Genomic DNA, 21,697 nt, shown 5'->3' on the forward strand with positions numbered 1-21,697 from the left:
CTTTTCGCAGGTAATCGCGTCCTTCATCGGCTCCAGTGCCAGGGCATCCACCGTGGACCCTTATTATCTTGACCGTCCACTCGGTCCCCTCGAGGGGCCGAGCTTCCTTCAGCTCTTCCGGAGAAGAGCTGATAAATATGCGCTTTCTCTCGCACGCTCTTCGTTTGTCATGCTGCTCGCCTCAACCGAGGCTCAGAAAAGATACAGGCACCCGCCCCACCTGTCAACCCCCTACACCCCACGGCACCTTCAGAGTCCACGTCGACCTGCGTGATACGCTCGCCCCATGCAGGTCAACGTGGTGTTTTTTGCGCGCCTGAAGCGTGAATCCGGACTGGAGACGGCGACGCTGGAGGTCCCTGAAGGGGTCACCGTTCGGGAACTGGCGGGGCAGGTCGAGCAGACCTATGGCCTCAGCCTGCGCGGCTGCATGGTGGCCGTGAACGAGGCGTATGCGGCACCGGACCAGAGCTTGCTGGCCGGGGACGAGGTTGCCTTTCTCCCACCCGTGGCGGGCGGGGCAGACGAGGACACGCGCTGCGAGGTCGTGGCCTCTCCCCTGCTGCTGACAGAGGCCAGCACCTTTCTGGTAAGACCCGAACACGGCGCGCAAGCTTACTTCGTGGGGACGGTCCGTTCTCCGAACCAGGGCAAACAGGTCGAGTTCATCGAGTACGAGGGCTATGCGCCGATGGCGGAAAAGGTGATGCGTGAAGCCGCCGCACAGGCGCGCCTGCGGCACGGAGAGCTGCGGGTGGTGGTGCAGCACCGGGTGGGCCGCCTGCTGCCCAGAGAGGCCAGCATCCTGATCGGGGTCGCCAGCCCCCACCGCCGCGCCGCGCTGGAAGCGTGCGACTTTCTGATCGAGCATCTGAAACTGCACCTGCCGGTCTGGAAGCACGAGGCGGACGAGGACGGACAGCACTGGGTGGACGGCCAGAGCGGGCATCCGACCCTGTAACATGCGGCCCTGTAAGAGCGATCGCCCCGTCAGCTCAAGGCCACCCATTCAGGGTGTGCCGGAGTTCTCGCGGGCGTGGGTTTCAAAATGCAGGTAGTAGCGCCCCGCCAGGACGGCCATCAGCAGGACGACGGCCCCCAGAGCGAGCAGTTGCGGCCAACCCGCACGACCCGTCAGCAGGCCATTGAAGAGGAAATGCAGGCTGATGCTGATAAGCAGGCCCCGTGAGCGCCACCAGCGCCCGCCCCGCAGATGCCGTCCGCCGAGCGCATAGCCCTGTGGGGCGCTGAACAGGGCGTGGGCCAGGGTCGTCAACAGGGCGTGCCAGGTGGCCGCGGGCGTGCCAAAGCCCAGCGTGTAGGTCACGTTCTCCAGCAGCGCAAAGCCCAGCGCCGCTGTCACGGCGTAAACCAGCCCGTCCATCGGTTCGTCGAAGGCGTGTTCGCTGGCGGCGGTGCTGGCGGCAAGAAACTTGCTGCCTTCCTCGACGACGGCGGTCAGCAGCATGACCACCAGGGGAAAGGCCAGGCGGTCGAAGCTCCCCTCGAACGCGGCAGCCACCGCCCAGGCCAGCAGGCCCCAGCCGAAGGTGCGGGCCAGCAGCCAGGCCGGTTCGGGATGGCGGTCGCGGCGGATAAAGAACCACAGCCACGCGAACGTGAGGCCGGTGGACAGCAGGAGGGGCAGGGCCAGGGGCACGTTCAGGTGCGGGTGAGCCGGGCAGCCGCCGCCTGCATCGGCTGGTGCGCCAGGTGAGTCAGGGCGAGGGCCAGAGCGTCGGCGGCGTGGTTGTTGAAGAGTTCGCGAATCCCCAGGCTGGCCTTCACCATGTAGATGACCTGTTCCTTCTCGGCGCGGCCCGTTCCCACCAGTGAACGCTTCACCTGCATGGGACCGTAAGCGTGAATCGGCACGCCCGCCTGCGCGCACGCGAGCTGAACCACACCGAACGCCTGCCCGACCTTGAACGCCACGTCGGCCTGCCGGCGCAGAATCTGATCCTCGATGGCGACGGCATCCGGTTGATACTCGCCCAGCAAGCGGGTGACTTCGGCATGCAGGTACTGGAGACGGCGCGGCATCAGCCAGGCACTCTCCGTGGTCAGGCAAACGTGATAGAGATGCCGGGCCTTCCGGACATCTCCTTCCACCAACCCCAGGCCGAGATTCGCCAGTCCGGGGTCCACGCCAAGCACGATCATGGCCGCAGGATAAGGCAGAACGCCGACGCCCGAGGGGCTGGGTCCGCTCTGCCCTACTGCGAGGCAAGAAACAAGGCGGCCTCCTTCCTCGCAGGAAGGGCAAAGGAAAACCACCCGGCAGAGATCACCGGGTGGCCGACAGACAGGAGAGCCTGGGTCAGTGGCTGCCGCAACCGCCGCTGCCCTCGCCTTCGGGCGACTGGGAGCCGTCCGTGCGGAAGGAGTGGCCGCAGCCGCAGGAACTGGTGGCGTTGGGGTTGTTCACCGTGAAGCCGCCCCCCATCATGTTCTCCACGAAGTCCACCTCGCTGCCCCGCAGCAGGGGCAGGCTCATGCGGTCGACCAGCAGCTTGATGCCCCGGTCCATGACAATGGTGTCGCCTTCGAGTTCGCGGTCGTCGATGGCCATTCCGTACTGGTAACCGCTACAGCCACCGCTCTTGATAAACACACGCACGCCCGCGTTTTCCTTGCCGCTCTGGGCGAGGATCGCCTGGGCCTTCTGCGCGCCGAATTCGCTGATACTGATGTCCTGGGCGGGCACGCCGCCGCTCGGCTCGGGAGTCAGGGTCGCCGTCATGCGTGAAGCGTAACACCATTGGAGAAAGAAAAACGTGCGTGGCAAGCAAAGTCGCTGGCCCCCACGAACAGCCGCACCGCCATTTCCGCTTACATTCCTTGAGTGCGTCAGTGTTAGCATTGACGTATGACGAATCCCTACGCCGAGTGGTTCGAGCAGCTCCGCGCGGAGTACGGCGAGCAACTGGGGGCGATGCCGCTTCCCGACGGTCTCCCCGAGCATCTGCATGCCCTGATTCAGTCCCGTGACGAAGAAGCCATCCAGTTCATGATCAAGCTCGCGTGGCAGTTCGGCGCGCAGGTGGGGTATGCGGCGGGGGCCAAGCAGAACGACCTCGACTCTGCAACGGTCCGCCCCCGCCGCGTTCAGGCCTGAGCCGCACGGCTGTTCCAGCGAGCCGCACAGTCCCGAACCGTTCTGAAGAAGTTTTCCCCATCGTGACCCAGGTGCAGCGGGCATGATGGGGCTATGGTTTCCCCCCCAGCCCCTTCGTTCACCAGGCCCCTGATGCTCCAGCCCCGCTTTTCGGAACGGGTCTGGGGGGGAACGCGGCTGGTACCCGGAACGGCCTCCCCGGTGGGAGAAGCCTGGATGGTGTACGAGGACAATGTGGTGCGGTGTGGCCCCCATGCCGGCCGGACCCTCGCCGAGCTGAGTGCCGAGTCCCCGCGCGAACTGCTGGGCACCCACGCGCGGGGCACCCGGTTCCCGCTGCTGATCAAACTGCTGGACTGCGCGGAGTGGCTGAGCGTGCAGGTGCATCCCGACGATGTCCAGGCGCGCGCCCTGGCCGGAGAGGGGCAGCTCGGCAAGACGGAGGCGTGGCACCTGCTGGAAGCGGCGCCGGGGGCCGAGCTGATCGCGGGCGTGCGTGCCGGAACCGGCCCCGATACCCTGCGGGCCGCCATCCTGGCCGGTGAGGTGATGGCCCAGGCCCAGCGGCATAGCGTCCAGGCGGGCGACACGGTGCTGATCCCCGCCGGGACCCTGCATGCCCTGGGGCCGGGGCTGCTGCTGTACGAGGTGCAGCAGACCAGCGACCTCACCTACCGGGTCTACGACTGGGACCGCCCCGCCAGCGCCGGACGCGCGCTGCATCTGCGCGAGAGCGCCGAGGTCACGGTTCCGGTCCAGGCTCTCCCCGTCCCGACGCCCCCCGGCCAACCCGGCGAGGTGCGGGAATTGACCCGCTGCGCTTACTTCGTGCTGGAGCGGCTGACCGGTGGTCCCGCCGGTGTGAGGGGAGCGACACGCGGCGAGAGCTTCCACGCCCTGACGGTCACTGGGGGGGAGGCACAGCTCTGCGCCGGGGCAGAGACGCTGCGGGTCGGGTCCTTGGAGACCGTGATCGTGCCCGCTGCCGCAGGGGCGTACAGGCTGGAAGGAGACTTTCAGGTGCTGCGGGCGCGCCTGCCCTGACCGTCAGTGTCCGGGCGAACGGGGAACTGCCCAGCAGCCGACTTCCGTCTCGCCCGCCACCAGACCCAGGGCGGCAAGTTCATGCAGCGCGGCGCGGGCAAAGGTCCGCAGCGTTTCGGGGTCGGCGTCCTCCACGTTCAGCGCGTCCAGGCCCAGAGAACGGGCCTGCCGGGCCAGGTACAGTGCCAGGGCATCATTCACGGGCACAGCATAGAAAAACGGCATAGAAAAAAGGCCCCGGTCATCTCCCGGGGCCTTGGTTCAGAGGCAGCGACAAGGGTCAGTCGTCGGCGTGTGAGAACGCGGCGCGGTCACGGGCATCCGATTCGCGCAGGGCACGGATCCCCCGCACGATCCCCAGCGTCCCGAAGTAGCACAGGGCCGGCACCAGGAAGGTGGCGATCCAGAGCACCGTGTTGGCGTTCCCGGTGGTCAGGATGCCGGAGCTGATCAGTTCCGGCTTGTACCCGGCGACCGACCAGACCACCAGCAGCGCCATAAAGGCCACCCCTGCCGCGAGGCGAACGGGATGATTGGTGGGGTTCTCGGCGTAGTACATGTTGTCGCGGCTGCGGTCCAGCATGGGCACCGCGAACATCGCCAGCAGGATGATCGTGGGCAGCACGATGGCCCCGACGAACTCCGAGCCGATCAGGCCGCCGAAGATGTTGACCTCGAAGCTGGGGATGATCGCCAGGGCGCCGAAGACCCACAGCAGATACCAGTCGGGCTTGATGTTGTTGATCGGGGTGGTGCTGGGCGGCCCGAAAAACTCGACCGGGTGAACCGGGATAAAGGCGCTGAACAGCACGATGATAGCCGCGAACGCCACCGCCAGCAGCAGCATGATAGGCGTCTGCTGGGTCATCAGCGGCACGCCCACGATCTTCTTGTAAGCGATGCGCTTAGCGTACTGCGGCTGCGTATGCTTCTGCTTGATCATGATCAGCATGTGCGCCGCCGTCAGGGCCACCAGAATCATGGGCAGCAGCATGATGTGATAGCCGTAGACTCGGGGAATCACGCCGTCACCCGGGAACTTGCCCGCGAAGGCGGCCTGCGCGACCCACTCGCCCACCCAGGGAATCGAGGAGGCGATGCCGTAGATCACCTTGAGGGTGTTGTAGGCGTAGTTGTCGTAGGGCAGCACGTAGCCGGTCACGGCGGTCAGGGCCGCGAAGATCAGCAGCAGCATGCCGATCCACCAGTTGATCTCGCGCGGCTTCTTGAAGGCCCCCGTGAAGTAGATCCGCATCATGTGGATCACGGCGGCGGCCACCATGATGTTCGCCGTCCAGTGATGAATCCGGCGCAGCATATCCCCGAAAGGCATGGCGTTGATCTTGAGGGCCGAGTGGTAGGCCGCCGGGATCAGGTTCGGCTTGTCGGTGGTGCCCGGATCAAAGGAGTTCACGATCAGGCTGTTGCTCGGCTCGTAGGAGAGCGCGAGCAGAATCCCGGTCAGGATCAGGATGATCAGGCTGAACAACGTGATTTCACCCAGGAAGAAACTGTGGTGAACGGGGAAGGCCTTGCGCAGGAACTTGTCGTTCAGGCGCGAGATGTGCAGACGCTCATCCAACCACTGGTTCATGCGAGCTGATCCTCCACTTCTTTCTTGAAGCTTTCCCACTCGGCCTCGCTGGTGTACGGGTACGGCATGGCCAGGAAGAAGCCCGTCACCACCAGATTGTCCCCCTCAAGCTTGATCGGCAACTGTGCGAGCGGACGGGGGGGCGGACCGCCGATCACCACACAACCCCGCTTGGGGTCGTACTGCCCGGAATGGCAGGGGCACTTCATGCCGTCTCCCTGGTCACTGTCCGCCACCGAGCAGCCCGCGTGCGTGCAGACATCGCTGTAGGCGACCGTCTCGCCGCCGATGGTGGCTTCCAGGTTGGTGGGCGCGACGATCTGGCCCTGCGGGAAGCGGTAGAGCGCCAGGATGTTGTTGGGATCACCCTTGCGGATGACGTTCTCGCCGTTCTCGCCCTTGCCCATCGGCCAGGCGCGCACCAGCTGGTCGCTGAGGTCGCTGATCCGGATGGGCTGGCCTTCCTTGCTGGCCTCGGCGTGGACCAGAATGTCGCCCTTGAGCGGCGGCATCTTGTCGCGGGTCAGGCGGAAGATCGGGTTGGCCGCGCCGAGCGTGCTGAGCAGGCTGACGCCCCCGACAGCGGCCGTGGTGCCCATCGCCACATTGATGAACTTGCGGCGCGTGATTTCGGGATCTTGTCTCTTGTAGCGGGTCATCGTTCAGGTCTCCCTTGTGTGCCGGTTTGCCGGTGATGGACGCTTACCAGGGGAACTCGCCGCTGGCGTCCTCGACGAGCACCTCATCGTCCATGAAGAACTTCTTGTACAGGCCGATCGCGAGGGCGATGGTCAGGAGGATCATCGCGGCGTAGAAGCCTTCCATCGCCACGTTGGGCATTTCCTTGTTCGCCCAGGCCGCGTAGTCGGCGACCATCTGACGCACGAACAGCACACTGAACAGCAGGCTCAGGCCGAGCGTGACCACCATCGCGGTCATGGACAGCGGCGTGGAGCGCGCCTTATGGATGCCGGGGTGCAGTTCCTGGCCTTCGGCCCACACGCTGTACAGCCCGATCAACCCGTAGGTCAGCAGCACCATCGTGAAGGTCGCCAGGAAGATTTCGGGCAGCTTGATGTCCTCAGGCACGAAGCGCGAGCGGTTTTTGAGGACCGCCGGATCCACCTTGGTCTGCCCGGCCGCCACCGTCGCGGGCGTCAGCGGTTCCTCGATCTTGTTGCCCCAGGAGTGCAGCACGTAATTCGCGACCGCGTAGACTTCCTCTTCCTTGAGCTTGTCGCCAAAGGCAGGCATCCCGCCCTTGCCCTTGGTGATGATGGTGTGGACGTAAACCGGGTCCTTGAGGATCTTCTCGTCGCCCGCCAGCTTGGGGCCAGCACCGCCCTGACCCTCCGCACCGTGGCAGCCCACGCAGCCCGCCGACGCGAAGACCTGCTTGCCCAGCGTCGGCCACTCCTTGTTGATGCTGGCCACCACCGCCGGGTCCACCACGACGGGTTCCGGGGCCGTTTCCTTGTTGAACAGGAACAGCAGGATAATCCACATGATGGCCGCACACACGATGGCGACCCAGGGCATGACAGCGTCGTTTCTCTCCACGTTCCTTCTCCTCGCGCTTGAAGTGCCTGCTCCAGTGCTTGCTGAATTGGCTGCCCGCCTCCCCTGAGAACAGTTAAGGCAGCCGGATGGGGCGTCCAGCATAGCACGCACCCAAGCCGCCTCCAGCCGTGCTGTACGGCGAAAAACGGCGGACTTCTGCCCGCCCAGCGTAGGCCTGACCGAGCGGTTAAATGTCCCCGCGTGGCGCAGAGAAAACCTGGCCCAACGCTCCCAGCAGCGGCCACAGGGCAGCGGCCAGCGCGCCCACGTCCCGGTTGCCGGGATGCTCGCGGATGTCGAGGCCGCCTTCCGACAGAAGGGCGACCACCAGCGGGCGGGGCGTGAACAGCACGCCGACGTCGTGGTGAATGCCGCGCAACTCGCCGCTCTTGCTGGCCACGCGGTAGAGCGGTTCTCCGTCCGGGCCGCAGGGCACTTCACGCCCCAGAATGTCCCGCAACTGCTGGCGCGACAGGATGGAGAGCGCCCGCCCGGTGTGGGCCGTGTCCAGCAGCTCGCCGCGCACCAGCGCCCCCAGCAAGGCGGCCTGGTCGCGGGCGGTCGTGCGGTTGCGCTCGCCCCGGCGCTGCGCCTCGTTCTGCCGTTCGGGGGGCAGCTGGAGCGGGCCGACCAGCTGCGTTCCCAGCAGGCCCCGCTCTCTGAGCCAGCCATTCACGCGCTCTGTCCCCAGGCGGGCGATCACCAGATTGGTGGCGGTGTTGTCACTGACGATGATCATCAGGGTGAGGAGGTCTTCCCAGGTCGGCGTGAGGCCCGCGCCGAGTTCGTGCAGCACGCCCGCACCGGGCACCCGGTCCTCGGCCCGCACCGTCACGCGCTCCCGCAGGTCCAGCCGCCCCGCCTGCGCCTCCCACAGCGCCAGCACCAGCAACGGCACCTTGATGGTGCTGGCCGCCGGAAAGACCCGCGCCGGGTTCAGCGCGTACAGCTCCTGGCCTGTCAGGTCGGTGATCACGAGGCCTACCTCGCCCGCATAGCCGCGTGAACGGAGATCGGCGGCGAGATCGAAGGTCATTCGGGCCAGTCCAGGCCCGACAGGGCCGCGAAGGGATGCGCCGACCCGGCGGGGCGCAGGGTGCAGAAGGGCGGCCCCCCGTCCGGCTCGACGCGGTGCGGACAGGCCGGGCACTCCGGAAAGCCCTGTTCGGTGTAGGCGAGGTCCGGCTCGGCGGACACGGCGGCCCACTCCCGGCCGCACCCGGCCCGGAAGGTCACGGGCAGAGCGGCGGGGGCAGTTTTGGCGGTTCGGGGTCTGGGCATGGAAAAGTGCGGGCCGTCTCCCCTACTCCAGGTTGGCGATGCCCTCGCGGATCGCATAGAGCGCCGCCTGGGTCCGGTTGTTCAGTTGCAGCTTGGTAAAGATCTCGGAGAGGCGGTTGCGGACGGTCTTCTCGCTGATGTCGAGCCGCAGCGCGATGTCCTGGTTGGAAAAGCCCTGGGCCAGCAGCTTGAGGATCATCGTCTCGCGCTCGTTGAGGTCGGCGTGCTTCTCGCTGGGCAGTTCCTCGCGCTTGTCGCGGAAGTCGTCGAGAACGTTCTGGGCCATGTCCGCGTCGAGCAGCGCCTCCCCGGCGGCCACCCGGCGGATCGCGTCGATCAGGGTGGTCGCGTCGGCGTCCTTGAGCACGTACCCGCGCGCCCCGGCCTTGACCGCCTCGAAGACGTAGCGGTCCTGGCGGTACATGGTGATCATGATGACGCGGGCCTGCGGATCGATTTCCAGAATGCTCTGGGTGGCCTTGACGCCGTCGAGTTCCGGCATCTGGATGTCCATCAGGATCACGTCGGGGTGGGTGTCGGCGGCGTAGCGGATCGCCTCGCGCCCGTTGGCGGCCTCGCCGATCACGCGCATCCCCTCGGACTCCAGCAGGCTCCGCAGCCCCTGGCGAAACAGGGCGTGGTCATCGACGAGGAGGACACGAATCATGGCCCCAGTCTAGTCGCCCGCGAGAAAAAGACGGCGGCCCCCCCCACCATCCCCCTCGGCCCCGCACAAGATGAGTTTTGTAAGGACTCTCCCGCTAGACTGCGCGGCGTGATTACCTGGTTCGATGCGCTCCTCGTGACCCTCTGGGCGGTCGTGACGGCGCTCGGCGCGCGGCGCGGCCTGTCCGGCCTGGTGTGGGGCCTGGGCGGTGTGGTGGCCTGCTTCCTGGCCAACGTGGTGGGCGCGGGCGCGCTCATTGCCACGAGCCTGGCATTGCTGCTGGGCGCCGCACTGGCGCTCATCACCCGGCGGCTGCTGCGCGGGCATCTGGACCGGCCCTGGCACCTGGGGGCGGGGGCGCTCGGCGGGTTCGCCCTGGGCGCGGTGCTGGTCATGACCCTGACCCTGGGCTTTCCCATCGGCCTGCGCGTCGGGCCGGAGGGCCGGAGCGGCGTGTACCCGTCCACCAGCCTGACGCCCGTCCTGTATACGGCAGTCCGGGACTCTGTGCTGAAGGGCAGCCTGACGAGCGTCTGGCAGGCCAGCCCCACCCTGCAACTCCTGATCATGCCGGATCAGGCCCGCCGGCACCGCTGACCGCCGGCTGCCCGTCAGGTTTCGACCTGGGGGGCGGGCGTTTCGGGGTGAGGTTCACCCCCCGCACGCTGGCTGAGCACGGTCGCCGCGACCACCAGCAGGCCCCCCAGCGCCCCCCGCAGCCCGACCCGCTCACCGATCAGCAGGAAGCTGAAGAGGGCCGCGGTGACGGGTTCCAGTGCGTAGATCAGGCTGGCCTCGGCGGCGCTGACGCTGCGCTGGCCGACGGTCTGAAGCAGGGTGGTCACGGCGGTCGCCAGCAGGCCCAGATACAGCAGCGGTCCCCAGGCGGCGGCAGGCGGCCAGAGCTGCGCCGGGGCTGCCAGCCCGGCCCAGAGCCAGGCCAGCACCGTGACCGCCGCCAGTTGCGCGAACGTGAAGCGCAGCGCCTCGTGCCGCGCGGCGGTGCGTTCCAGGGCCACGATGAACCCCGCGTAGGTCACCGCGCAGGCCAGCGCCCAGGCGTCCCCGACGACGAACGCGCCACCTTCCCACGAGAGGAGCGCGAGACCCGCCACGGCGAGCGGCAGCGCCAGCCACAGCACCAGTGGCATGCGCCTGCGCTGGGCGGCCACCAGCCACACGGGCACCAGCACCACGCTGAGCGCCGTGAAAAAGGCGGCCCGGTTCGCGCCCGTCGTCTGGAGGGCAATCGTCTGGGTGCCGTACCCGGCGATCAGCCAGGCCCCCAGAATCAGGCCGTCGCGCCACAGCGGGCGGGACGGCGTGGATGGGGCCGCTTCTCCCGTCCCGCGCCGGACCAGGGCCAGGGCGGGCAGCAGCGCCGCACTCGCGATCAGAAAACGCCAGGCGATCAACACGCTGGGCGGCAGGAGTGCTCCCAGTTCCTTGACCACCGCGAAGGTGCTGCCCCACAGGGCCGTGACCAGAATGAGAAGGAGGAGGCCGCGCGCGTGAGAGGACACGGCAGGGATTGTACGCGCCGGGCAGAAGCCGCAACAGAAAAGACAGGCTCCACGCGGGAACCTGTCCAGGGGTCAAGGCTGGAGGGGATCAGCGGATGGTCGCCCGGAAGCACAGCTGGCCCTGCGCCCCGGCGGCCAGACGGCCCACCTTGGCCGTGACCACGCCATTCACAGTCCGGTTGGCGGTCCCATCGTTCCAGGTGGTCGCGGCACTGTCGAACGTGGCGGTTCCAGCGGGGGTCACAGCAGCGCTGCCCGTCACGTAGGTCGTGTTGGAGGGCACGCCATCACTCACCGCGTAGTTGGGAAGGTCTGCGCCACCGAAGTTGTTGAAGGTGATGCAGTATTCCAGCACCTCGGTCGGCCGCCCAGCTGCGCTCGAAGCAAACCGGGCCGTGCCCTTGTTGTCCCGGTCGTCGGCGGTCACGTTGCGGACTTGCTTGACCAGCCTGGAAGACACCATATCCGTCGTGGCCGAGGCGGCATTGTTCGTGCTGTCGGGGTCATTGGTACTGCTGACCTTCACGTTGTTGGTGAGGCTGCGGGCCGCGGGAGCCGTTTCCAACGTCGTGGCGCTCGGTGCCGTCACGGTGACCGTGTAGGTCTGTGTGGTGTTGGCGGCCAGACTGGTGAGGGTCCAGGTCAGGACCTGGCCGCCGCTCACTGCCGCTGCCGGCGTGCTGTTCTTATACGTCACGGGGGCCGGAAGAGTGTCCGTGACCGTCACGTTGCTGGCAGCGGTGGCCGTGCTGTTGTTCTTCACGGTGATGGTGTACGTCATGTCCGTTCCCGGCTTGGCGTAGGCAGGACCGGTCTTGGTGACGCTCAGGTCAGCAGCAGGGATGACCGTGACCGTGAGCGTCGCCGGATTGCTGGTGAGTCCGTCGTTGTCCTGCACGGTGTACGGGATGGCGGTGGTGCCGGTAAAGCCGGAGACAGGCGTGAAGGTCACCACGCCGCTGGCGTTGACCGTATAGGTGCCCTGGCCCGCTACGGTACGGGTGGTCTGGATGCCGGAGGTGGAGGGGTCGAGGTCCACCGTTGCGGCGTTCACCGTGCCCGGCGAGTAGCCGGTATCGTTGCTGACGACGTTCACGCTTACGGGCGTGTTGGCGGGCGTGGTTGCCGTGTCGTCCTTTGCCACCGGCGGGCGGTTGGTGGCCGTCAGGGGGACCTTGGCGCTCTTCGGGGTAAAGGGCTGGTCCACCGAGGTCAGGGTGGCCGTGTTCGTCACGCTTCCCCGGTTGACGACGGTTGCCTGGATACTCAGGGTTGCGGTGGCCCCGGCGCTCAGGTTCCTGACCTTCCAGACGCCGGTGGTTTTGTCGTAGCTGCCCGTGCTATTGGCAGGCACGGCCACCGTGCTGCTCACGTAAGTCAGCCCACTGGGCAGCAGGTCAGACACACGGATGCCGGTTGCCCCAACACCTCCAGCCGGATTGGTCAGCGTCACGGTGTAGGTGACGTTGTCGCCCTCCAGCGGCGCCGCATTGCTCACGGTCTTCGTCAGGTCGAGGTTGACCGGCGAGACGTACACCAGCGGCAGGCGGTTGCCGTTTATACCGTCATTGGCCTGAAAGAAGGTCTGGTTGTCGGCCGTCCAGCCGGTGACCGCGATGCGCCACCAGCCCGACACCCCGTCAGTCGCCACACTGTCCCCGCCGGCGTTGAGGCTACCGCCCCCGTTCCACACGCCGTTATTGGAGGCCGTGCCGCTCACGCTGGTACCGTCCGGGCGATAGTAGGTGACGGTCCCTCCGTTGTCCAGGTCGAAGTTCCGCAGGTACAGCGGGCCAGCGGTCCCCGGCGCGACGTAGAAATAGGCGTCGAAGCTGGTGGTCGAAGATGCCTGGATGGTGCTCTGGTATTCCCCGAGGACGGGTGAGAAGTCGGCGGTGCCCAGCGTGAAGGTGAAGCTGTTGTCGTCGTCGTTCAGGGTCGCGGTCGCGTCCTTCGAGATGGGATAAGCGCCCGTTTCACTGAACAGGACGTATTTACCGGGGGTGGTGAAGGCGTAGGTGAAGGTCTGACCGTTGGCACTCCCCGAGGGGTATGTCTGCTGCTTGAGCAGGCTCCCGCCGCTGTCCGGCATGGTGGCCCCCTCACTCCTGAGCGTGAAGCGCGTGGGATCGGATGGCACGGTGACCTCGTCGTTTGGCGTCCCGCCCGCCGTACTCTCGGCGTCGTTGACGGTCAGGGTGACGCTACCGCCCGCCAAGTCGAGCTGATCCTGCGTAATGGTGATGTCGAAGCGGTGGAACCGGTTGGTGTCGCTGTTACCCGACGTTTTCGAGGTGTACCAGTCACCGATAGTGGGGGCGCGTTCCCGGCCACTCGTCTGGAAGTACACGCTGGTATTGGTGGGGATGGTCGCAGCCTCTGCCAGCGGGAGGGCCAGACCGAGGAGGGCGGCCAGCGGCCCCAGCAGTCGCCGGGGGCCAGAGCCAAACGGGAGCTTCCTTTTCACGTAGGTATCAACCTCATTCTTCGTCCCTTGTCTGGAAGGAAAATGGATGGGTTCCATCTCACTTCGTCCCCCCCAGCGTTTCATCCAACGTCAAATCCAGCCGCACGTACGCTCCCTGCCTGGTGTACATCCCCGCGCTCGGCAGCCCCTCGAAGCCCTTGAAGTTGTACCCGGCGGTCAGCCAGGTGCCGGGCAGGGCCAGGACGCTGCCTTCCACGCCGTAGCCGAGCTGGGTGGTGCCCGTCGAGGGCTGGGTCAGGACGCGGCCCCACGCGCCGACGCCGAAGCGGTCCGACAGGTAAGCGGTGCCGCCCAGGGACGCCTGCGCCGTGAAACTGCCGGGGTCATTCAGCAGGGTGCGCGTATCGGCTCCGGCGCGTATGGCCCAGCCCGGCTGGCGGTACTCGGCGCTCAGGCCGCTGCTGAGTTCGGGTTTGCCGCCGGCCAGGGTGCCCTGCACGAGGCGGAGGTAGCCCAGGCTGTTCAGGGCGCGGTTGCGGTAGGCGTACCCAAAGGCGAGGCGCTGCCCGTTCTTCCCCCGGCCGAACTCGGCCAGGCCGTCGGCGGTGAGGGTGAGCTGCGGCGTGAGGCTGCCGGTGATGCCGCCGCGCAGAACCGTGCCGACCTGACCATCCTGATAGGTGAGGTCGATCCCGGTGGCCGCGCTGTAGGTATCCGCCCTGTAGTTCAGGTCGGTGCTGCCGGTCAGTTCCGTCTGGCCGCTGTCCACGTCATAGAGGGCACTGCCCCTCAGGCCGACGGTGAGGCGGTCATTCAGCGGCAGGGTGGTGGAGACCCCGAAGCGGGCGCGGTTGCCCTCGCCGCTGGCGGTGGGCAGTTCGTACCCGATGGCGTAGTTGGTGTGTCCCAGCGTGGTGTCGAGGGTGAGGGCGGCCACCTGACTTTTGCCCCAGGTAATGTCGTCCTTGAAGCCGAGGGTCACCTGATCGGTCAGGCGGTAGCGGGCGGCGATGGCGGTGGTCGTGTCCAGGTTCCCGGTCAGGGGCTGCGTGTGAATCACATCGAGGTCGAGGGGTGCGCGGTGGTAGCCCACGCTGGCGACGGCACCCAGGCCGCTCGTATCGCCAAAGGCGTACTTGAGGCCCCCACCGACACTGAAGGGGTCGAGGCGGTACTCGGCGCGCGCGGTGACGCTGCCGCCCTGTGTGGTGGGCGTGTCGTGGTACTCGCCGTCCAGCGCGGCCCCGAGGCGGTCCCCCAGGCGCACGGTGTAATTCCCGCTGATGTTCAGCCCCACGCCGAAGGGCGCGAGGCCCGCATATCCGGCGTCCTGATAGCGGACCTTGAAGGCGGCGCCACCGTCACCCAGGCGGGCCGCGAGGTCTGCGCTGGCCTGCACGCCGCCGGAGTACGCCAGGCGGGTGTCGGCGCGGGTGGTGCCGTTGTCAAAAGTGCCACGCACGCCGAACGTCACCCGGTTGTCGAGCTTCACGGCGGCCGCACCCACGCTGTAATTCTGGCCGTCCTGCCGCACCTGCACGCCGTAGGCGAGCTGCCGCCCGGCCACCGGCCCGTTCAGGCGGTAGCTGGCCAGGACACGCACGTCGTTCAGATTCGCGTCCACCCGGTCCAGCGGCCGGGTGAGGGTCACGATGCCGGTGGGGTAATCCACGGTGTAGTCCACGTTCCGCCGCAGGGTGGTGCGGCCCAGTTCCTTCCCGTCGCCGGGTTCCAGAGTCACGACCTCCAGCGTTTCACTGCTGTCCGCGATGTCGCGGTCGGGGAGGCGCAGGAGGCGGGTGCCGTCAGGCAGGATGGGGGTTTCCGAGACGCGGTCACCGGGCACGCCCGCCACAAAGGCGGAGAGGGCGGGATTGCTCTTGGTCACCACGGTCAGGGCGGTCAGTTGCTCACCGACGGGCAGCACGTCGAGGGGCAGCGCGGTGCGGCGGTACGCGGCGCGGAAGCCGGGGTGGTCGTACACGGCGGCGACCGGGTCCAGGCCCTGGAGGGGCGTTTCGGTGGTGCCCGCGTCACCGTACACGGGGGAGCGGAGGTTCGGGTTGTCGGTTCCCGGCAGGCCGTCCTTATCGGCGGCCACGTACAGCTTGCCCGCTCCCAGGGGCGTTTCCAGGGAGGCGCGGGCCTGCCAGGTCAGGTCCTGCGAACCCAGGTGTCCGTCCAGACCAAGGGTGGCGCTGATCAGGCCCACGCCGACGCGGGAACGGTCCGGCCTGACCTCGTAGCGGGAGCTGAGGACCTGCTGGCCCAGCAGCACGTCCACCTTCAGGCTGGTGGGGGCGGTCTGCGGCTGGAGTTCCAGCACGCCCTCCCCGTCCGTGAGGCGCAGCTGATACCCGGCCTCCCCGGGGTTCGCGTCGGGCGTGCGGGGTTCGAGGTTCGTGCGGACGGTCAGGGCAGACTGGCTGGTGGGCGTGCCGTAAGCGTCGAGCGTCCGCACGCGCAGGCGCAGGGGCGTGCTGCCGTCGGCGGTCAGGTGCTCGGGCGTGACCTCCACGCGGGCGGTGGCCCCCGCCAGGACCACCTGCACCTCCTCCGTGCCCAACTGGAGGGTGTTCGGGCCGGGCCGCAGCGGCACGCCGACGAAGGTGAGGCGCTGCACACCGCGCCCGCCGTCCTGCACCTCGGTCCCCAGCCGGTCCTCGCCGACGGGCGCGCCGTTGACCCGCAGCGGCGGGCGCTCGCCCTGCGGCAGTTCGACCACCACGTTGATGCGGTCGCGGACGCGGATCACGCTGCCGGCCAGCGGCCACTTGATCGCGCCGGGGTTCTCGGTCGGCTCACCCGCTTCCCCGGCGGCGGTCAGCGGGGCAGCGGCCTTCAGGTCCGCGTCGTCGAGGCGGCCCGCCAGCAGTTCCCTGCGTTCTCCGGCCAGTCGGGCGAGGAGGGAGGGAGGCGGCAGGGTGCTCAGGGCCGCCGTGTGTGTGAGATCGTAGGTCAGGACGCCACGCGTCTGGGCGGGAATGACCCAGTACAGGGTGCCGCTGGGACCCCGCCGGGGGTCCGCCGTGGGCTGTCCGTCCAGCCGGGAACTGCCGGGCAGGTACGCCGCTCCGGCGGGGAGGGTGTGGGCGATCACCAGCTCGCGGGCGTGGGCGGGCGCGTCGAAAGGCAGGGTGACGGTGCTGGTCCGCTGCACGCTCACGGCGGCGCTGGCCGGCAGGGGAGGCATTCCGCTGTCCTGCGCGTGCGCCGCGCCGATCAGCAGCAGGGCGCTCAGCGCAGTGAAAGTGCGTTTCAGTCGGCAGTTCACGGTCTTGCGTCCCTCCAGAGGACGGTGGGGTCGGTCACGGCGGCTTCCGGCCCGCCGGTAAACTCGAAGCGGTAGGTCAGGGTGGTCTCACCGGCATTCAGAAGACCCGAGAAGGTATTGCGGCCTTCTTTCAGCGACGCGCCCGGCGGCAGTGGATCTTGCAGCTCGAAGCCCGGCAGGACGGCGGAGGTGTTCAGGCGCAGCGTCACCAGATAGCCCTGGGGCGTGAACTGCACGGTCTTCTCGACCCGCAGGGGACCGGCGCTCAGCGTGGTGCGCCGGGTGACGGCGATGTCACCGCCGACCGGCGCAAGCGGGAAGTCCACGCCGGTCAGGCCACGCACCTGCACGGTGCGGGTGCCGCTCAGCCCGCCGTCCTGCGGGACGCTCAGGGGCACATAAGGCGTGGTGTTGGGGTCGAGGCGCAGCGCCTGTGGACCGAAGGGCACGTTCGGGAAGTGGTAGCGGCCCGAGGCGTCCGTCAGGGCCTGCCGGCCCCCGGCCAGCAGGATGCGGGCGCGCTCGACGGGCGTGTCACCCGCGTCGAACAGGCCGTTGCGGTTGCGGTCCACGAAGACCGTGCCCAGGAGGTCGCCCAGCGGCGCGAAGCCCAGCAGGTTCAGGCGGGTGACGGCGGTCGCCACGTTGCTGGCAATGGCGCGCACATTTCCGCCCACCCCGTCGCCCGTGACTTCCACACGGTTGGTCAGGTCCCCCGCCGCTTCCGCCGTCACGCGGGTCTGGTACTTCACCTCGGTGGCCACGCCCGCCGGGAGGGTCCCGACGTTCCAGCGCAGGACGCCATTCACGATCACCGGGTCGGCCAGCGGCTGTCCGGCCAGGGTGCTGGTGCCGGGCAGGTAGCTCAGGCCCCGGGCGGGCGTGTCGGTGACCACCGCGTTCTCGATGGCGGTCGTGGCCGAGAGATTCCGGATCTGGAGGGTGTACGTGAGGCGGTCACCGGGCGCGGCCTGCGCGCTGTCGACCTGCTTGCCGACCTGGAGCGCCGCGCTCCAGACGGGGCTGCCCACCTCGTTGCTGGGCAGGGGCGTGGGCAGTTCGGTGGAGATCAGGTTGAAGGTGTTCTTCAGGCTCTCCCCATCGACGGCGCGCTCACTGACCTTTGCCGTCACCGTGAAGGTGCGGGTCTCGCCGGGCGCGAGGGCCTCCAGCGTCCAGGTGACGACCTGAGCGCCGCTCTGGCCGCCCGCAATGCCGCCGCCGGAGGCCGTCACGAAGTCCACGTGCGCGGGCAGCGGGTCCTGGACGGTCACGCCGGTCAGCGGGCGGCTGTACGGGTTGCGGACCTTCAGGGTATAGGTGAGGGTCTCTCCCTGCGCGACGGGCCGCGTCGGCTCAGGCGAAACGGTCTTGAGGAGTTCGGGCAGGCCCGCTTCCACACCCTGCACCTGATCGCGGGTGGTGTTGCTGGTCTGGCGCGTGCCCGCCGCGGTGATCAGGGCTTCCAGCGCTCCGGGCTGCGCAGCGCTGTGGCACACGCGCACCTGCGTCATGCCGCCGGGGGCCAGCGCGACAGGCTGCGTCAGCGGCTGGCCGTCCGCACCAAAGAAGCTGGCCTGCCCGGCCCCCTGCGGGTAGGTCACGCTGAGCGTGAAGGTATCGCGCACGTCCCCGGTGTTTTTCAGCGTGTGGTCAAAGCACACGGGCTGCCCGACCACCGCGAAGGGCCGGGTCTGGAGGTCGGCGGGCGTGTTCTCGGCTGCCTCGGGATTGCCGTCCGGTCCCAGGGCGACGCCGGGCTGATAACGCACGTCCGCGCTGGCGCGGCCCTCGGCCTGCCAACGGTCCGTGCGGGCCGTCGCCACATTGAGAATCGTGCGGTTCTCGGCCTGCTCGGTGGCCTGCATGCGGAAGGTCAGGGTGACCGCCTCCCCCGGCGCGAGGCTCTCCACCCGCACACGCACACCGCGCACCTGGGCCGGCTGCGCCGTTCCCCACGTCACGCCGTCGGCGGTGTACTCCAGGACACCGCGGCTGGCCCTGGCGCTGCCCGGCACGTAGACCAGCCCCTGCGCGGCCTGTTCGGCCAGGGGGTCGGTCAGGACCGCCTCACGGCTGGCCCCGCCCCCGGTATTGCGGGCGGTGACCGTCACGTTCGTCTCGTCGCCGGGACGCACCAGCACCGGGCTGAAGGTCTTGCCGACCTGCAAGGCGGGCGGCGCCCCGACATGCACGCGGCTGACGTTGTCCGCGTCCTGCTCGCCGCCCGCGCACCCCGCCACCAGATTCACGAACGCGTCCCCCTGCACGCCGCTGCCCGTCTGGGCCACCAGCAGCAGATCCGCGCGGCCTCCGGCGGGCAACTTCACGCTCTGAACGGTCGGCTCGCCCGCCTCGGGCGTCCCGTTGCCGTTGCTGTCGAGGACGACATGCAGGCCGGGGCTGAACGCACTTCCGGCTACCGTCTGCGCCGTCAGAGGCACCGTGAAGGTGTCGTTGCCGGCGTTCACGACCGTGTAGCGGAAGACCGTTCCGTCGCCGGGCAACAGGTCGGCACTCTGGCCGGGGGCGCGAACCGTGCCGTTGGGCGACACGCTGACGGCGCAGACCGCCTGCACAACGGTGCGGATCACATTGGACACGACCGTCGACGGCTCATCTGGCGTGGGCGGGACGAAGGTCGCGGCGGCCTGGTTGGTGATCTCGGTTCCGGCGGGGGTTGGGGCACTGGAGGTCGGAGCAGCGGTCGCTGGACCGGACAGGGCCAGCAGGCCGGACAGCAGCAGCAGGGAGGGAAACAGGCGGGGGGGGCGGTTCAAGAAGGTGCTCCTTGGCTTGAAGAGGCGGTGCCCTCAAATGGGCGGCGGTGCAAAAAGAAGTCTGGTATTGATCCCGGTGCACCCCGGCCAGGAAAGGCGGGGCGCACCTGGGAAGGGCTACTTGACGGTCAGGCTGATGTCCAGGCGAAGGGTAGCCTTGGCAGGCAGGACGCCCGTCGTGTCGGTGGGCGTGCCCGAGCCGTACAGGCTGGTGACCTCGATGCTGGTGACCGTGGTGCCCGCCGGGATGGTGATGGCGCCGCCGGTGCCCACCGCCGTCCAGGCGCCCCCGTTCAGCTTGTAGAACAGGTTGGCAGCGGTTGTGGGGGCCGCGCCGGTGTCGTAGGTCAGGCTCACGCTGGCCGTGACGGTGTCCGCCTTCGCGTAGCTGAAGGGGCTGGTGGCGGCGCTGTTGGGGTCCTTCAGGATGAACTGCTTGACGTCGGTGTTGTAGCTGTTCTTGGCGAGAACGGCGTACTTGAGGGTGTCGCCGGGGAAAACATTTTTGGCGGCCTGCCCCGCAGCGTCCGTGGTGGCGTTGGCGTTGACGCCCTGGTACTTGTTGACAGTCAGGCTGCCCACCGCGCCGACGGTGATCTTGTCGTTGGTGTCCGTCAGTGTGATGGTGCTGTAGTTGGCCTTCGCCGTCTGCTGCACGGTCAGCGTCTGTCCGGCCTGTGCCCCGGCGGGCAGGGTCACGCTGGCCTGGATGTCTTTCAGTTCACCGTTGGCGGACACCGACGAGGTGGTGTAAGGCGTCACGGAGACGGTCGTGGTGCCGCCGCCCGGGAGCGGGACGGTGCGGCTGACGGGTGTGCCTGCCGTGATGCCGCTGCCCGAGTACACCACGGACACGACCTCATACGTCCCGTCGTACTTCTTCACGACCACGTACCCTTCGAGGGTGTACGTGTCGGCGTACTCGCCGGGGTTCACGATGTCCATCGGGAAGGTCACGGTGGCCGACGGGTTGGCGGACTTGGTCGGCGTGTCGCCCACCGTGCCGGGAGCGGCGACGCTGCCGTCCACGCTGTCCGCATCACCGAACTTCATGGCGGCGGGGTAGATGGTGTCCGTGGTGGTGCCGTTGGCCGTGATGCCCGCGTCGTTGCTGGAGTCCGCGCCGATCAGCACGGTGACGGGCACGGGGTTGATCGTGTCGGGGTCGGGGTAGGTGACGGTGACGGTGTAGCTGGCGCTGGGTGTGGTGCCCGTGGTGCCTGCGGGCAGCGTGACCGAGGGGTACTTGTTGCCGTCTGGGCCAGTGACCAGCGTGACGCCGGTGCCGCCGAAGCTGACCTTGACGTCACCGGGGAGCGTGAACGTGCCGTCCCCATTGTTGGTGCCGATGGGGTTCCCCGAGCTGTCGGTGGGGAACAGCAGCACCGTGTCGGCAGGCGAGGTGGGCGAGGACGTGACGACGTTGTTGAACGTCACACTGTCGGCCGCCACAGTTTCGCTGTCCGACCTGGGGTAGGCCTTCTGCACGTCCCCGGCGACATCGGGCAGGATCGGCGTGTTGGGATTGTTCGGGTCGGTGTAGACGGGCGTGGTCCCAGGGGTCACGGTCACGCCGGGCGGCGTGGTGGGCGGTGTGGTCGGTGGCGTGACTTTGGGCGGCGCCGTGTCGACCGTCGGGCTGTAGACCGTGACCTGGTTGTACTGGAGATACAGACTGCTGGCCGTTTCCGTCTGGTTGGGGTTGGTCTTGCTGACCGCGTCGAACACCTGGCCGGTACCGACGGGCGTGGCGCCAACCTTGGTCCCGGGCGCCACATCTGGAACCACGTAGACCATGAAGAAGTTCTGGAGGCCCGTGTTGGTCTCCACAACTTTGTCGGTCAAGGGATCGTCCCCCTGGGGTTTGACCGTCAGGGTGTTGTTGGCAATCTCCTTGGCGATGTTCAGGGGGTCGCTCAGTTCGGCTCCGGTGATCTTGCCGTCGTTGTTGGGGTCAACCGGGGCGCTGCTGTAGAACTTGATGGTGCCGATGCCGCCCGTTTGCTGACTGCCCAGCGTGATGGTCTGGGTGCTGTTGCCGTTGTTGACTGCCACATACTCGAAGGACGCGACCTGACCGGCCACCACTTCCTTCTGGTACGCCGCCGGGGCACCGGCCAGCGTGCTGGTGGTCGCGCTGTCGCCGCCCGTGGTGTAGGTGAGGTTGAAGGCGGCCTTGGCCTGCACCGTCGTGGTGACAATGTTGGAAGTCACGCTGCCGCTGGTGTTGCCGGGCGTCCCCGTGGGGTCCTCGTAGGTGGCGATGGCCTGGTTGCTGATGACGGTGTCCGCGTTGGTGCCCTTGTTGGGGTCAACGGTTACGGATGGTGGTCCTGCCAGAGCCGTTCCGGCGGCCAGCGCGGCCATCAGGCCCAGAATCCTGCTGCTTACTTTCATGCATGCTCCTTCGGTTTGCTTCGGGCCTCGG

The 21,697-nt window shown here is 67.9% G+C and carries 19 protein-coding genes; 4 read left to right on the top strand and 15 right to left on the bottom strand.

Annotated elements, in window-relative coordinates:
• The first annotated feature begins 286 nt into the window (after window positions 1-286).
• Window positions 287-961, top strand: coding sequence for a molybdopterin converting factor subunit 1 (gene moaD / locus DEIPH_RS14730; protein ID WP_034359538.1), 675 nt, complete (start codon window positions 287-289; stop codon window positions 959-961).
• 48 nt (window positions 962-1,009) lie between these two features.
• On the opposite strand, the gene DEIPH_RS14735 is transcribed toward moaD, so the two are convergent.
• The 3 genes from DEIPH_RS14735 to DEIPH_RS14745 form a co-directional block, all read right to left on the bottom strand.
• Window positions 1,010-1,660, bottom strand: a complete 651-nt coding sequence (locus DEIPH_RS14735) for a PrsW family intramembrane metalloprotease (RefSeq protein ID WP_034359539.1) — start codon at window positions 1,658-1,660, stop codon at window positions 1,010-1,012.
• A gap of 2 nt (window positions 1,661-1,662) precedes the next feature.
• Window positions 1,663-2,163, bottom strand: coding sequence for a crossover junction endodeoxyribonuclease RuvC (ruvC, locus tag DEIPH_RS14740; RefSeq protein WP_034359541.1), 501 nt, complete (start codon window positions 2,161-2,163; stop codon window positions 1,663-1,665).
• Between the two features lie 157 nt (window positions 2,164-2,320).
• Complete coding sequence (locus tag DEIPH_RS14745) at window positions 2,321-2,743, bottom strand: HesB/IscA family protein (RefSeq protein ID WP_034359543.1); 423 nt, start codon at window positions 2,741-2,743, stop codon at window positions 2,321-2,323.
• Window positions 2,744-2,869: 126 nt separating this feature from the next.
• Here DEIPH_RS14745 and DEIPH_RS14750 point away from each other — a divergent pair, with 126 nt between their 5' ends.
• Window positions 2,870-3,118 carry a hypothetical protein gene (locus tag DEIPH_RS14750; RefSeq protein WP_034359545.1) on the top strand — a complete coding sequence of 83 codons (249 nt, stop codon included), beginning with the start codon at window positions 2,870-2,872 and terminating at the stop codon, window positions 3,116-3,118.
• 132 nt (window positions 3,119-3,250) lie between these two features.
• Entirely contained in the window at window positions 3,251-4,162 is a 912-nt protein-coding gene (locus DEIPH_RS14755) for a type I phosphomannose isomerase catalytic subunit (RefSeq protein ID WP_321163350.1), read from the top strand.
• 3 nt (window positions 4,163-4,165) lie between these two features.
• Here the strand turns inward: DEIPH_RS14755 and DEIPH_RS14760 are convergent, their stop codons facing one another.
• From DEIPH_RS14760 to DEIPH_RS14790, 7 genes are all read right to left on the bottom strand, one after another.
• Window positions 4,166-4,363 carry a hypothetical protein gene (locus DEIPH_RS14760; protein ID WP_034359592.1) on the bottom strand — a complete coding sequence of 66 codons (198 nt, stop codon included), beginning with the start codon at window positions 4,361-4,363 and terminating at the stop codon, window positions 4,166-4,168.
• A 79-nt stretch (window positions 4,364-4,442) separates the two neighbouring features.
• Entirely contained in the window at window positions 4,443-5,756 is a 1,314-nt protein-coding gene (locus DEIPH_RS14765) for a cytochrome b (RefSeq protein WP_034359549.1), read from the bottom strand.
• The gene (locus DEIPH_RS14770; RefSeq protein ID WP_034359551.1) at window positions 5,753-6,415 is read right to left on the bottom strand and encodes a QcrA and Rieske domain-containing protein; all 663 of its coding nucleotides are present in this window, start codon (window positions 6,413-6,415) and stop codon (window positions 5,753-5,755) included. The genes DEIPH_RS14765 and DEIPH_RS14770 overlap by 4 nt, the downstream gene beginning before the upstream one ends.
• A 43-nt stretch (window positions 6,416-6,458) precedes the next feature.
• A complete protein-coding gene (locus DEIPH_RS14775) occupies window positions 6,459-7,316 on the bottom strand; it encodes a c-type cytochrome (protein ID WP_034359553.1) in 858 nt (285 codons plus the stop codon).
• Between the two features lie 187 nt (window positions 7,317-7,503).
• Window positions 7,504-8,352 (bottom strand): serine hydrolase, encoded by an 849-nt coding sequence (locus DEIPH_RS14780; RefSeq protein ID WP_034359556.1) that lies wholly within the window; start codon window positions 8,350-8,352, stop codon window positions 7,504-7,506.
• On the bottom strand, window positions 8,349-8,597 hold the full coding sequence (locus tag DEIPH_RS14785) for a hypothetical protein (RefSeq protein WP_034359558.1): 249 nt from the start codon (window positions 8,595-8,597) through the stop codon (window positions 8,349-8,351). The genes DEIPH_RS14780 and DEIPH_RS14785 overlap by 4 nt, the downstream gene beginning before the upstream one ends.
• 22 nt (window positions 8,598-8,619) lie before the next feature.
• A complete protein-coding gene (locus tag DEIPH_RS14790; protein WP_034359561.1) occupies window positions 8,620-9,264 on the bottom strand; it encodes a response regulator transcription factor in 645 nt (214 codons plus the stop codon).
• A 108-nt stretch (window positions 9,265-9,372) separates the two neighbouring features.
• On the opposite strand from DEIPH_RS14790, the gene DEIPH_RS14795 reads away from it, so the two are divergent.
• A complete protein-coding gene (locus tag DEIPH_RS14795; protein WP_034359563.1) occupies window positions 9,373-9,861 on the top strand; it encodes a hypothetical protein in 489 nt (162 codons plus the stop codon).
• Window positions 9,862-9,875: 14 nt separating this feature from the next.
• Here the strand turns inward: DEIPH_RS14795 and DEIPH_RS14800 are convergent, their stop codons facing one another.
• The 5 genes from DEIPH_RS14800 to DEIPH_RS14820 form a co-directional block, all read right to left on the bottom strand.
• Window positions 9,876-10,787: a DMT family transporter gene (locus DEIPH_RS14800; protein ID WP_034359566.1), complete on the bottom strand. Its 912-nt coding sequence runs from the start codon at window positions 10,785-10,787 to the stop codon at window positions 9,876-9,878.
• An 88-nt stretch (window positions 10,788-10,875) separates the two neighbouring features.
• Window positions 10,876-13,254, bottom strand: a complete 2,379-nt coding sequence (locus DEIPH_RS14805) for an isopeptide-forming domain-containing fimbrial protein (protein WP_161636076.1) — start codon at window positions 13,252-13,254, stop codon at window positions 10,876-10,878.
• Window positions 13,255-13,312: 58 nt separating this feature from the next.
• Window positions 13,313-16,489: a hypothetical protein gene (locus DEIPH_RS14810; protein WP_034359570.1), complete on the bottom strand. Its 3,177-nt coding sequence runs from the start codon at window positions 16,487-16,489 to the stop codon at window positions 13,313-13,315.
• Window positions 16,486-19,269, bottom strand: a complete 2,784-nt coding sequence (locus DEIPH_RS14815; RefSeq protein WP_051517420.1) for a DUF11 domain-containing protein — start codon at window positions 19,267-19,269, stop codon at window positions 16,486-16,488. Before DEIPH_RS14815 ends, DEIPH_RS14810 begins: the two co-directional genes overlap by 4 nt.
• Window positions 19,270-19,386: 117 nt before the next feature.
• A complete protein-coding gene (locus DEIPH_RS14820; protein ID WP_034359573.1) occupies window positions 19,387-21,666 on the bottom strand; it encodes a hypothetical protein in 2,280 nt (759 codons plus the stop codon).
• Window positions 21,667-21,697 lie beyond the last annotated feature (31 nt).

This window comes from Deinococcus phoenicis, assembly GCF_000599865.1.
GTDB classification, from domain to species: Bacteria; Deinococcota; Deinococci; order Deinococcales; family Deinococcaceae; genus Deinococcus; species Deinococcus phoenicis.

What these genes read in the sequence shown, in the direction of transcription:
- moaD (WP_034359538.1), top strand. Translation starts at nt 287, where the DNA reads ATGCAGGTCAACGTGGTGTTTTTTGCGCGCCTGAAGCGTGAATCCGGA.
- ruvC (WP_034359541.1), bottom strand. Translation starts at nt 2,163, where the DNA reads ATGATCGTGCTTGGCGTGGACCCCGGACTGGCGAATCTCGGCCTGGGG.
- DEIPH_RS14745 (WP_034359543.1), bottom strand. Translation starts at nt 2,743, where the DNA reads ATGACGGCGACCCTGACTCCCGAGCCGAGCGGCGGCGTGCCCGCCCAG.
- DEIPH_RS14750 (WP_034359545.1), top strand. Translation starts at nt 2,870, where the DNA reads ATGACGAATCCCTACGCCGAGTGGTTCGAGCAGCTCCGCGCGGAGTAC.
- DEIPH_RS14755 (WP_321163350.1), top strand. Translation starts at nt 3,251, where the DNA reads ATGCTCCAGCCCCGCTTTTCGGAACGGGTCTGGGGGGGAACGCGGCTG.
- DEIPH_RS14765 (WP_034359549.1), bottom strand. Translation starts at nt 5,756, where the DNA reads ATGAACCAGTGGTTGGATGAGCGTCTGCACATCTCGCGCCTGAACGAC.
- DEIPH_RS14770 (WP_034359551.1), bottom strand. Translation starts at nt 6,415, where the DNA reads ATGACCCGCTACAAGAGACAAGATCCCGAAATCACGCGCCGCAAGTTC.
- DEIPH_RS14780 (WP_034359556.1), bottom strand. Translation starts at nt 8,352, where the DNA reads ATGACCTTCGATCTCGCCGCCGATCTCCGTTCACGCGGCTATGCGGGC.
- DEIPH_RS14785 (WP_034359558.1), bottom strand. Translation starts at nt 8,597, where the DNA reads ATGCCCAGACCCCGAACCGCCAAAACTGCCCCCGCCGCTCTGCCCGTG.
- DEIPH_RS14790 (WP_034359561.1), bottom strand. Translation starts at nt 9,264, where the DNA reads ATGATTCGTGTCCTCCTCGTCGATGACCACGCCCTGTTTCGCCAGGGG.
- DEIPH_RS14820 (WP_034359573.1), bottom strand. Translation starts at nt 21,666, where the DNA reads ATGAAAGTAAGCAGCAGGATTCTGGGCCTGATGGCCGCGCTGGCCGCC.